The sequence below is a fragment of the Fodinibius sp. Rm-B-1B1-1 genome, assembly GCF_038594945.1.
GTDB classification, from domain to species: Bacteria; Bacteroidota; Rhodothermia; order Balneolales; family Balneolaceae; genus Fodinibius; species Fodinibius alkaliphilus.
The window spans coordinates 739356-751608 of record NZ_JBCFYD010000001.1; the positions used below are offsets into that span (position 1 = coordinate 739356).

Sequence of the window (12253 nt, forward strand, 5' to 3'; positions counted from 1 at the left end):
AAAGATCATATGCAATCATTGCGTGAAAGACATAATTCAACAACAGTTTGCCCGAAATGTGGTTCAAAGCTAGTTGAGAGAACAGCCAAGAAAGGTCCTAATGCTGGTACGAAATTTCTAAGATACAGAAACTATCCAAAATGTCGACTTACAAAGGATATATAATAGAAAGTAAGATGTGATCCTCACCTTTACTCTGAATTAAGAAGTAGTGAATAATAACCTCATGTACCTAATGAACATAGCATATCCTTTAAATCATCCCCTCAGGATATAAGTTAGGGAAATACTGCCCAACTACCTTTTCTGGAATATTAAAACGAATAGGACTTCGGTGGCTTTCAGATACAACAAGTTCCTCGTCTTCGAGCTGTTCGTTCTCCAAGATCTGTAATATGTTTTGCTTCACCGCGGGGCACCTCTCCGCGAAGCATAACCTCTCTTAACACATACTTTGCCTCTTCCCGAAGTTCTTCTTCATCTGGAAGCATATTATGAGAACGCTGATTGACATAACCGTTAATACGATTTTGCAAGTTATCCAGATCTAATAATTCCCCCATAAATTGTACCTGATCTAAACAGGTCTCCAAGAAAAATTTTGTAAGGATTACCCTTCCAAAACGTCTTACTATGTTACTAAACCCTAATTAATTTGCTAATTATGGCCAGAAGAACTGTATATCATGTATTACCTACTGATAATGGTTGGGAAGGGAAAAAAGAAGGTGCACAACGTGCCTCTGTTACAGGAGATACAAAGTTAGAAGTGGTGACTAATACGATCATTATTGCTAAAAATAATAAGCCCAGCTCAGTAAAGATCCATAAGACGGATGGTACTTTTGAAGAAGAGAGAACTTATGGGAATGATCCTTATCCGCCTCGTGGATAACGAGACTTAAGACTATCTAATACCAAAATTAATTTTCTATAGAAGGAAAGCTATAACTTAGTTAGAATATTACAGAATCCATTTTGGATCGTGTGAAACAAATATAAAAGTCCAAAAAAACAGCAATTAGAGAAATAGATAATAAAATAATTGATACAAATCCTCATCTTCGGACTAAGAAAAAACGAAGGGACAAGGTTGCTAAATCTCAGTCCGCATCACACAAGATTGAGGGTATCAACGTTTCTCATTCCAAGATTAAACGTATGCTGGGAATCAAAAATGGATGACAGTTAGAAGAAAGTAATTCTTACATTAAATAAAACCCATAGCTCATTAAATTTTCACCAACTTCTTTCTTGGGCTTTTTATTTTATCTGTAAAATTCCTAAAAGTAACCTTGGCTTTCATTAGTATCTTTGGACTTACCTTCTTTCTCCTTTGGCAAATCATAAATATCTACAATTTTAGCAGCTTCAACTAAAGTTGGAATATCAATCATATTATTTGCTGAGTTTTTTAGTCTATTTTGATCAAAATAGTTTTCATTAGTAAAAATCTTTATAAAACCTGTTCCTAAATTTATATCAAGTGAACTGGGATTTTTTCTAAATCGGCCATTCTTTTTAACTCTCCTATATAGTTTTGGCATTTCTATTTTTAATATTGATAAAAATAAAATTTCTTTTGAAAGTTTTTTTCCTTTATCAGGATTACTGCTAAGAGAAATTGTATAAAGTGTTAGAATTCTTTCTAATGATCTTGGTGTTAAATTTGTTTTAGGTAGTAAGGCTTTTATCATTTCAGATAATAATTTTTCATGCCTAACATGCTCAGGTATAACAAACAGATCTAATAGATCAGCTATAAATAATTGTATATTTCCTTCATCATCACTACCTCTTAGTTCCTTAAACTTTGGTAGATTCGTTTCTATGTGGACAAATTTCTGTAAATATACATAAGCATCTTCTGCATTTACTCCATAAGCATTAGTAATTATTTCAACTAATTGTTCTCTATTAATAGCCAATACAAAATTCACATGATCTATATCAAACAGGTGCTTAATTTTTTCCAGCACTTCAATTGCAAAACTCGGCCTACATCGGTCTAACTCATCAACAAAGAATACTATTTTCTTGTTGTTGTCTCTATTCTCTAAAAGAGCTTTGAGTTTATTATGGAATTCCTGAATCAAATCTGCTTTTTCGAAATAAGCATCGAATTTAGAATCCACTAATTCTTTACTGCTTCTCTCAATTGCTTTCTCTTTTTGCTCTTTATTCTCTTTATATTTGCCTGTAATCCATTCCATCAAGCTATCTGCCGCAAGTACCCCTCCTGTACTAACACGAATAGCTGTAGATGCACTCATTTTTGCTAACTCAGTTCCAAGATTAACTGCAGCTTCTTTGTAGTCACTAGTCTCTTTCTTCTTTTCTTCATCAAAATGCTTTTCTAATACTTTTTGAATGGTAACAGCTATAGAAATAAAAGTATCAGATGTAAAATCATTTTGGAAAGCATCATAATAAATTGGAATAAAATCATCATTAATTCGTAATTGTGCTTCCCATTCTTTTATGAATGTTGTTTTCCCTTCTCCCCAATCACCATTTATCGTTAAAACTAAAGAGTCCTCTGTATTTGAAAGTAATCGTGTCAAATTCTGAGCAAAATCATTTCTGTTAAAGTAATCATAATTGCCCCCCTCTCTTTCGTAGCGTGGCTTTATTCTATGTTTCATAACAGTTCCCTTTTTTTATGGTATTATCATCAGCATGATAAAAAATTTAATCATCCTTACAATCTTTGTGTTCATCCTATTTTTATTACATTCCATTTCATCATTATCCTGGGGAACGGTTGGGTAAAATACAGATCAACAAAGAGCAGTACTTCGGCATGGTCCCAGAGAAGGCCTGGAATTTCTATATCGGCGGCTATCAACCAGCCGAAAAATGGCTTAAAGCCCGTCGGGACCGGGAGCTAAGCTTTGAGGAAATTCAGCACTATCAAAAAATTATTGTGGCTCTGATGGAGACAGATAGGATTATGGATGATATTGATGAGATTGGGATAGAATAACTTTTAGTTTATTAACTAAATATTTCCAACGATTAATTTGTATTGCTTGCGCCAAGGCAATGGTACGGGTGATCTGATCTCTTGCTCAAGATGCTTTTGTAGTATTTCTTTGAACCTAACTTCCGCCTTATCGATAACCTTTTCCTTTTTTTTATCCGTAACTTTCAATTCGGAAACAGATGGACAAGTAATTTCAAACTGTTTAATACTTTTATTCCAAGACAGTTTGAAACAGAATCCGAACATTGGAAAATATTCTTCACTTTTTTTAGAACTATTATTTTCAAAATTAATAACTCCAAGTACCTGAATAACATCAAGTGCAGGTACAAGAATATTAGCATTTAAAATGCTGCCATTTTTATCTAATGTAGCAATCTGTGGTTGACCACCAGATTCAAACACATCTTCAACTAAGTCTACAATCCAGTTTCCAGCCTCTTGTAGTTTAGAAAGTTCAGCTAAATAAATTCTTATATTTATCTCCTTCAAAATCCTTGTAACTTCTGATGCAAAGCCATATACATCAATTCTATCTCCTTCTTTTTTCAAATCATTTTTAACATGCTTCCATCCATCAAAGTCTTGCAAAAGTCTTTTTGGACTAAATTGTATGTTAATTTTATGCGAATCAATATGGCCAGGAATTCTTTTTGAACTCGAATAATTTGATATAAAGTCTATTCCCATTCCACAATGTTGCACATAATTTCGCAGTTGATAAAAAAATCTATATGCGAAAAAATCATCATATGCTTCACTAGTTATGGAATCAAACCTTTCTGCTTCTTTACTGTTATCCCCATAACTCCTTTTTAACCTTGTTTCAGTATGATCAAGATAAAGACGTCCAGAGGCCAAGAAGTTCAATAGCTTACGATTTACTTCATCGTTGAGTTTTAGAATTTCTAAACGTTTGATAGATAAATCATGATTTTGTTTTTCAATTTTAGAAACATAATTATCTAAAGCAGATGCATTAGACTCAACAAGTGGCAATATTCCTTGCGTACGCTCAAAATCACGCAATAACCCATTCAATTTCTTGAACTTTTGAAACTCCTCTCTCGATATAGATTTATAAGGCTTTGTTAATCCATTTTTCTTTATTAAAACATATGGTTCTAGCTGATCTCCCATATCTTGTTTTTTACCCTCCTATTTCAAAAGGGTATTTAAAGTAGAAAAAGCATCTTCAAATCGATTTAGTGTATCATCACTAAGCTTATCTTTCAGCTCTTCACTATTTTCAGCAAAATATCGAGCAGGTCGGTAATGATTAAAATTTCCATTATCGGATAGATTATCATCAAAATATTTTTCTATTCTTAAAACAGTCCTTGGGATATTGTCATTTAGATCATCACTGGAGATCGGGGTATCTAATTCTTGACCAAATTCCTCATTCACTAACTCTAGATAAAAATTTGAATTAAACATGTCTTCCAAGTCAGCTTCCTCTTGGTCAACAAAATCCGCAAATGTAAAAACCTGCTGCTTTTTTAATAGTTTCTTTTTATAAAGGTTTTCTATTGCCTGCTGATCTTTCTTTTGAAAATCAATAAGTGTGGCAATATTTAGACCACTCTTTGCTCCTATCAGAGAAACAAAAGTTGAAACCTTATCAGAACCTCCAACAGGCGTAATGGTCCATTGTGCATCCAATGTTTCCATACCTAAACTCTCTAAAATACCGTTCATGGTTTGCAGGACAAGAAGATCAGATACCCCTTCAACAATCAAATTATTTGGTCCAACAAATAAAGTTTGGTGAATTTCATATCCGAGAGCTCCTTGAAGTGGAAACAAACTGTCATCCGAAGCTTCTAAAACGTCAGTTAATACTTTTGTACCCTGTTCTTCTACTGGAAGCACTTCATCTGCCTTAAGACTCTGATCTTCAACAATCCTCACTCTTTCAAATTTCTGGGCATCTACCATGAATGGAGAATGAGTAGTATAAATCAGTTGATGATCATCTTTCAGATCTGTTTCAAAATAGTTAATTAAATCTTCCTGTGCCTTTGCATGTAAAAACAAACCCGGCTCATCTAATAGCAATACTAATGATTCATGTTTCTTTTTTAAGTCAGAATACCAAGCAAGAAATGAAAAGAACCAAACAAATCCCCTTGATCTGGTTCCTAGCAAAGTACTAACCCAATGTTTTTTATCGTAAACTTCGGCCCAAATATTTGTTCCATTTTGCATTCCATCGGGATCATTAGGTTGTCCTGGCCGAACATCAAACTGCATTTGTAAATGATCGTTTTGAGACCAGTATTCCACAATTTTTTTGGTAAGATGATTCCCTGCTCCCTGTAATCTGTTTTTAAGTTTTTGAGTTCGTCCTGGATTCAAAAGATCATCTAAATCTAATCTTGCTAAATTAATTAAACCTAAAAGTGGATAATCAGATTCTTTTAATTGTCTTGATTCTTTCCTCTGTTTCAGATTCTGAATGTTAGCAAGACCATTCATCTGATAATATTGGTCGAAGTACAAAAACTTTGGTACACGGTCGCTTAGAATATTGTTATATATGTAATACTCTAAGCTGTTATCTATAATTGTGTTTAGAATATTTTTTAATTCTGAATGTTCATTGTTCTCGCTAGACTCATCTAACAGTGCTTTAATTTCCTTAGGACTATCTTTCTTCTTTAAGTTCTTTGATAGTTCACTATCTATATCAAAATTGTTGATTAAACTTCTTATTGATGATTTTAGATTAACATTCAGTTGGAACGTCCTTTCATTATCATACCCTTTGAAGAGTTTTAGAGAAGTGCCTTTCCTAATTGCTGTATCCCCAAACAGCTCACTAACTGCATTTAAATCACCTTGATCAAGCTCATAAGTTGCCTCTACAACTTTTGAGTGATTTCCACCCTCTTCTATTTTCTGTCTATAATCCTCAACGTCCCATCTTGGATAATCATCTGTTACACTATAAGTGTTTTTGGATTGCTCAATTGGATTTAATCGATATAACGCATCAAGAAGTGCGGTTTTTCCGGCTTCGTTCTTACCCACCAAACATGTTATATCATTAATTACGAACTCATTTGAATCTCTGATGCTCTGAAAGTTATATACTTGTGCTTTGGTCAGTTTCATATTTCCTCTTGAATCAACGTACTGTTTTAGTGAACATACAACTGGTAGTTATATACCTAATCAATCCCAAAAAATAAAACAAGCTATATACTAGTTTCTCGCACAGAATCAGGAAGGTGATAAATAAAAATTTCGGAAATGTGAGTAAAAAAGAAGCAATATGAGGAGAGCTAAAACAAAGCTAAAAACAAATACTACCTACATAGTTGTTTTAGCATTGTTTTACTATAAAATACTAAAGCCCTGCAACTCAAGGAGTTACAGGGCTTTGCGTGGGACCGGGCGGAATCGAACCGCCGACACCGCGATTTTCAGTCGCGTGCTCTACCTACTGAGCTACAGTCCCAACTCGATTAAGAGTTGCCAAATATAAAATCTTTTCGACTTTATACAAAGAGGATATTCCCGATTTTTTGAAGTTATCTATCTTGCACTTCGACATCGCGAAGCCGAACCTGCAGAGTACGCCGGCCATTCCATTCATTTTCTTCCAGTGAGTACGCAATATTAAGTTTTTGCTCGTCGCTGTTTCGGATCACCGGCAAATATTCGTGCATATTAAACCCAATCACATCAAATGCACCAGATCCATTTTGCTTCACCTTCATCTTCAGGTGCCCCTTTCCTACAATTGTGGGTACGCCAACCACTTCTACATCCCTGCTTACAAAAATGGGTCGCAAATTCCCCGGCCCAAAGGGCTCAAACTGACTTAATAATTTCCAAAAACGCAAGTCGACATCACTGAGATCAAGCTCGCTGTCAATATTCAGCTCAGGCTTAAAGTCCTCTTTCGACAACCGTTCGGCAGCAATATCATTAATACGCTGGCGGAATTCCTCCAGATTTTCCTTGGCAATCGTCAATCCCGCGGCATACTCATGTCCACCAAATTGCTCGAGCAGATCCTCACATTCCTTAAAAGCCTCATAAATGTTAAATCCATCAATACTTCGAGCCGATCCTTTAATCTTTCCATCTATAGTACTCAACATTACCGCTGGTCGGCCATAGGTATCAACCAGTCGAGAAGCCACAATTCCAATTACGCCCAAGTGCCAATCAGGCTGGTGCAGCACCATTGACGAAATCTTATCCAGATTATAATCCTTATCAACCATAGCCTTGGCCTCTTCCATAGTTTCACTATCCTTATCGCGGCGGGCAATATTGATACTCTCTAACTCATGGGCACGGGATTCAGCCTCGGCCGGCGTTTCCGAAATAAGCAACTGCACCGCTTTGGTCGCATCCCCCATTCGTCCGGCCGCATTAATGCGCGGACCAATAGAAAACACGATATTTGAAGTTGATATAGAACCAATACTCAAGTTTATCAGGTCTGTTAGTGCTTTAATCCCAACACGGGGCTGCTCATTAATTCGCTTGAGCCCCTCACGCATCAAAATGCGATTTTCATCCACAATCGGAACAATATCAGACGCAATCGAAATGGCTACTAAGTCCAGCAGTTTATAGGCCAGCTTATCGGCCAAACCCAGCTTTTTGATGGTTCCCTGAATTAGCTTGAAACCAACCCCCGCCCCGGAAAGTCCTTCAAAGGGATACTCACAATCTTCGCGTTTGGGATCGAGAACGGCCACCGCATCGGGAATTCTATCACCCACATTGTGATGATCACAAATAATCACATCGATACCGTGCTCTTTAGCCTGCTCGGTCTCTTTAACAGCTGTAATCCCACAATCCACTGAGACAATGAGATCAGCTTGGGTATCAATAGCATACTGTATTCCCTCTTCGTTGATACCGTACCCCTCTTTAAAACGATGGGGGATATAAAAGTCAACATCAACGCCAAACTCCTTCAAAAAGATATAAAGTATAGCTGTAGATGTCGTTCCATCAACATCATAATCCCCATAAATGAGAATTTTTTCCCTATTCCGAACAGCCTCTGCCAATCGAGCAGTCGCCTTGTCCATATCCTTCATCAAAAAAGGATCATGGATCTGGCTTAAATCGGATCGGAAGAATGATTCGGCTTTCTCATAATTATCAACACCACGCAAAACAAGAAGGCGGGCTATTTTTCGGGGAACCCCCAGCTGCTCTTGCAAATCGGATACAGCTTCTTCGTTCTCTGGTGTAGCAAAAACCCAGCGAAAAGACATAATTATCTGTTTTTTTCTTTTTTGTCATAAATAGCGTACCGGCGATCAAACCAAATAGCCATACTGCTTTGCCAACAAGCTGTCAACAAAGGATTCTTAATTAAAATACAATATCCGTACTAAAATTCATTATCTAAACGCTGTTTATCCAGACATTCGTTTACAATTTGCAGTAGACTTCTTGATGATACATTTACTACTAAAATTGCCCCATTTTTTGTACCTTTGCATACTTTGATCGACTCAACTATTCATAGAATAATTAATGCCGGGGTTTATTAAGAGATAATTTAAATCGAACAGCAACTTTTTGCTGAGGTTTTTACAAAACTGATTTTTTGAACGATAGTTTTAATGATTTAAACCAGATTATCATGGAATCTACTACTTTGGAAAAAAATAAGGCTGCTGATTTAAGCGAGGACTTCCCGCTTTTTGGCAAGCTGCAATCGTACGAGCATGAACAAATTGTGGTCTGCTCAGAACCAACCATGGGCTTGAAGGCTATTATTGCCGTTCATGACACTACATTAGGACCTGCACTTGGTGGTGTTCGGATGTGGCCTTATAATAATGAGAAAGAAGCTATTCGCGATGTACTGCGCCTTTCGCGTGGTATGACTTACAAGGCAGCCATTTCGGGTCTTAATCTCGGTGGTGGAAAAGCCGTAATCATTGGGGATCCCCGGAAAGAGAAAAGTGAAGCGCTTTTCCGCGCTTTCGGCCGGTATGTTGATAGCCTGGGCGGACGATATATTACTGCTGAAGACGTTGGAACCGACGTGCAAGCTATGGAATGGGTCCGGATGGAGACCAAATATGTAACCGGTTTACCAAAAGCTATTGGCGGCAGCGGCGACCCTTCTCCCGTAACAGCTTACGGCGTTTATCAAGGGATGAAAGCATGTGCCCAAAAGGCTTATGGATCTGATTCCCTGGAAGGCAAACGCATCTCCATTCAAGGGGCTGGGCATGTAAGTTCGTACCTTGCTGAGTTTTTGCACAAAGAAGGAGCCGAACTTCTCATCTGTGATATTTATGAGGATAAAGTAAATGCTCTGGCCGACAAAGTGGACGCTGAAGTAGTTGATCCCGATGACATTTATGGACTTAATGTAGATATATTTAGTCCCTGTGCGTTAGGCGGTGTCATTAATGATGATACGATGGATCATCTAAACTGTGATATCGTAGCTGGAGCTGCCAACAACGTACTTGAAGAGGAAGATAAACACGGACAAATGCTGCTGGATAAAGGCATCCTTTATGCTCCGGATTATGTGATTAATGCTGGTGGGCTTATTAATGTAGCCAGCGAACTTGAAGGCTATAACGAGGAACGGGCAGAAGGTCAGGCCGAAAAGATTTATGATACTATTCTAGATATCCTGAATTATTCTGAAGAAAACGATACCCCAACCTTTACAGCCTCAAATATTCTTGCCGAACAGCGGATGAGTAATGTGGGCAAAATTCATAATATTTATACCTCTCAGAGTAACTTTACAGGTCATATTGGCGACCTCTATAAACATGCCAATCTGTAGAAGAAATAGTTAAAATCGTATATTGAGGCGGCTCAAATTTTTGGGCCGCCTTTTTTGTTATACCTTGATCAATCAGGTGAAAAATTAGACGGTTATGATTTCAAAAGAAGACTTTATTACAAAAGATCGCCTCATCAAAGGCATTGCCAAAGATGGCACGCTCAAAATATCTGTAGTAAAAACCACAGATATAATTAAAACAGCCCGCAAAAAGCATGGCCTTTCTCTGCTCAATACCGTGCTATTGGGACGCGCATTAACAGGTACCATGTTGATGGCCTCCGAACTTAAAGGAGAAGAACGCATCAAAATGCGCATCGAAGGCCAGGGGCCAGTAGGCCTGCTTGTTGCCGAAGCCAATCGCGTAGGAGAAGTCCGGGGCTATGTTCAACATCCACAAGCCGAATTTGATTATACCAACGGTGATACCAATATCAGTGATGGCCTGGGTGTTGGGGTAATGACCATCAGCAAAACATTGTACAACGAAGCTGAGCCCCGACACAGTAGCATTGAACTCATAAAAAGCAATATCACTGATGACCTTGCTTACTACATGGTGCAGTCTGAGCAAATCCCATCCGCTATTCTTTTGGATGTTGGCCTTGATGAAGAGGGCAACATCACAGAAGCAGGTGGTTTGATGATCCAGCGTATGCCCGATGCTCCGGAAGGTGCCATTGACCAGCTTCAAGAAAAAATGCTGCAATTTGATTCTATCAGCCAAATGTTGGGTAACGGCCTTTATATTGATGATATCATGAAAAAGGCTATGGATCCCATGGAAGTAAAAGAGCTTGACCGTCAGCCGGTCGACTTTTTCTGTCGCTGTACTCGTGATCGCTTCAAAAATGCATTAGCCATGCTTGGCGTTGAAGACCTCAAAGAGATTAGCGACGAGGGACAAGAGCTTGTCTGTCATTTTTGTAACGAGCATTATAACATCACCAAAAATGAAATTGAAGAACTATTGATGGAAACCAAAGCTAAAATGAACTAAGAAATTATTACTGGGATGGGAGATAGCAAACATGTTGTCATTGTAGGCGGTGGATTTGGTGGAATTTCAGTTGCCAAAAAGCTAAAACGATCGAATGTTGATATTACAATTATCGACAAAAGTAATCACCATCTTTTTCAGCCATTACTTTACCAGGTGGCGACAGCAGCTCTTTCACCGGGAGATATAGCCGTTCCGATCCGTGCTATCCTGGGCGAACGAAAGGGCTTAAAAGTCCTGCTGGGCAATGTTACCGAGGTCAATAAAAAGAAACAGTTTGTTGCTCTGGAGAATGGCCAGAAAGTTAATTTCGATTATTTGGTGCTGGCGCCTGGAGCACAATACAATTATTTTGGAAATGACGGTTGGAAGAAACACGCTCCGGGCCTAAAATCTGTGGGGGATGCTTTGCAAATTCGTGAGCGTCTATTGCTGTCCCTTGAAAAGGCCGAGCAACTCGAAGATCCCAAACTTCGCGAACCCTATCTTACTTTCGTAGTTATAGGTGGCGGACCAACAGGTGTTGAGATGGCCGGTGCCATCGGTGAAATTGCCAAGCGGAATATGATGCGCGATTATAATACCTTCAGCAAAAATGAGACGCGCATCTTCTTAGTCGAAGCCGCACCGAAAATCCTCAATGGCTATCCTGATTCGCTATCCGAACAAGCACGTGAAACCTTAGAAGAAATGGGCGTCCGCGTTTTAACAAATACACCTGTTACAGGTATTAGTGAAAGCAAGGTTTCTTTTTCGGAGGGAGCTATTGACACTCCCAACATTATCTGGGCGGCAGGTGTAGCTGCATCGCCGCTTCTGTCATCCCTTGAAACGAAACAAGATCGGACCGGTCGCGTTTTTGTAGAAGATGACCTTTCTATCCCTGGCAACGACAATGTTTTTGTCATTGGAGATGCTGCTCACAAAAAGGATAAGTCTGGAAATCCCCTACCCGCATTGGCCCCGGTTGCCATCCAGCAGGGTAAATTCCTGGGTAATCTCATTCAAAATGAACTCAAAGATAAAGAACGCACATCATTTAACTTTGTAGATAAAGGAACCATGGCAACTATCGGACGTGCCAAAGCAGTTGCTGATATCCGCGGGTTTAAGTTCAGCGGCTTTTTTGCCTGGATTCTGTGGTCGGTGGTTCACATTTTCTTTTTAATTGGCTTTCGTAATCGCTTTAAGGTATTTGTAGAGTGGATGTGGCATTACTTCACTTTCAAACGCGGAGTACGTCTTATCACTGATCGATTTAGTGAAAATGAAGACCCGGGAAATTAAAAAATGCTCTTCATTCCACAGCAAAGCGCGAGAATGAAAATAGAATGGTATTTTATAGAGCCTCTGCCTTAAACAATGAAAGACGTATTCTGTAATCGTATTGCATAGTACTACGTCAGGTGTCTGCACAGTATTATACAGACCGTCTACACAGTACTTTGTAAATACACTACATAAT

10 protein-coding genes, 1 tRNA gene and 1 pseudogene are annotated in these 12253 nt (G+C 38.3%); 6 read left to right on the forward strand and 6 right to left on the reverse strand.

Features of this window, described 5'->3' with window-relative positions:
• Positions 1-9 precede the first annotated feature (9 nt).
• Positions 10-165, forward strand: coding sequence for a topoisomerase DNA-binding C4 zinc finger domain-containing protein (locus AAFH98_RS15050; protein WP_407935475.1), 156 nt, complete (start codon positions 10-12; stop codon positions 163-165).
• A gap of 176 nt (positions 166-341) precedes the next feature.
• Here AAFH98_RS15050 and AAFH98_RS03395 read toward each other — a convergent pair whose 3' ends face one another.
• Complete coding sequence (locus AAFH98_RS03395) at positions 342-563, reverse strand: hypothetical protein (protein WP_342521268.1); 222 nt, start codon at positions 561-563, stop codon at positions 342-344.
• Between the two features lie 101 nt (positions 564-664).
• Here AAFH98_RS03395 and AAFH98_RS03400 point away from each other — a divergent pair, with 101 nt between their 5' ends.
• Positions 665-895, forward strand: coding sequence for a DUF2188 domain-containing protein (locus AAFH98_RS03400; RefSeq protein ID WP_342521269.1), 231 nt, complete (start codon positions 665-667; stop codon positions 893-895).
• A 388-nt stretch (positions 896-1283) separates the two neighbouring features.
• Here the strand turns inward: AAFH98_RS03400 and AAFH98_RS03405 are convergent, their stop codons facing one another.
• A complete protein-coding gene (locus AAFH98_RS03405; protein ID WP_342521270.1) occupies positions 1284-2645 on the reverse strand; it encodes a KAP family P-loop NTPase fold protein in 1362 nt (453 codons plus the stop codon).
• Between the two features lie 116 nt (positions 2646-2761).
• Between AAFH98_RS03405 and AAFH98_RS03410 the strand changes: the two are divergent.
• A pseudogene (locus AAFH98_RS03410) lies at positions 2762-2986 on the forward strand (type ISP restriction/modification enzyme); the annotation flags it as partial.
• 15 nt (positions 2987-3001) lie between these two features.
• Here the strand turns inward: AAFH98_RS03410 and AAFH98_RS03415 are convergent.
• The 4 genes from AAFH98_RS03415 to recJ form a co-directional block, all read right to left on the reverse strand.
• Positions 3002-4126 carry a hypothetical protein gene (locus AAFH98_RS03415; RefSeq protein WP_342521272.1) on the reverse strand — a complete coding sequence of 375 codons (1125 nt, stop codon included), beginning with the start codon at positions 4124-4126 and terminating at the stop codon, positions 3002-3004.
• Positions 4127-4144: 18 nt separating this feature from the next.
• On the reverse strand, positions 4145-6106 hold the full coding sequence (locus AAFH98_RS03420; RefSeq protein ID WP_342521273.1) for an AAA family ATPase: 1962 nt from the start codon (positions 6104-6106) through the stop codon (positions 4145-4147).
• 273 nt (positions 6107-6379) lie between these two features.
• Positions 6380-6452: transfer RNA gene (locus AAFH98_RS03425), tRNA-Phe, on the reverse strand.
• A gap of 73 nt (positions 6453-6525) precedes the next feature.
• A complete protein-coding gene (recJ, locus tag AAFH98_RS03430; RefSeq protein WP_342521274.1) occupies positions 6526-8241 on the reverse strand; it encodes a single-stranded-DNA-specific exonuclease RecJ in 1716 nt (571 codons plus the stop codon).
• Between the two features lie 371 nt (positions 8242-8612).
• Between recJ and AAFH98_RS03435 the strand changes: the two genes are divergently transcribed.
• From AAFH98_RS03435 to AAFH98_RS03445, 3 genes are all read left to right on the forward strand, one after another.
• A complete protein-coding gene (locus AAFH98_RS03435) occupies positions 8613-9788 on the forward strand; it encodes a Glu/Leu/Phe/Val dehydrogenase dimerization domain-containing protein (RefSeq protein ID WP_407935484.1) in 1176 nt (391 codons plus the stop codon).
• A 94-nt stretch (positions 9789-9882) separates the two neighbouring features.
• Complete coding sequence (gene hslO, locus AAFH98_RS03440) at positions 9883-10788, forward strand: Hsp33 family molecular chaperone HslO (RefSeq protein ID WP_342521276.1); 906 nt, start codon at positions 9883-9885, stop codon at positions 10786-10788.
• A 15-nt stretch (positions 10789-10803) separates the two neighbouring features.
• Positions 10804-12075, forward strand: coding sequence for an NAD(P)/FAD-dependent oxidoreductase (locus tag AAFH98_RS03445; protein WP_342521277.1), 1272 nt, complete (start codon positions 10804-10806; stop codon positions 12073-12075).
• Positions 12076-12253: the final 178 nt, after the last annotated feature.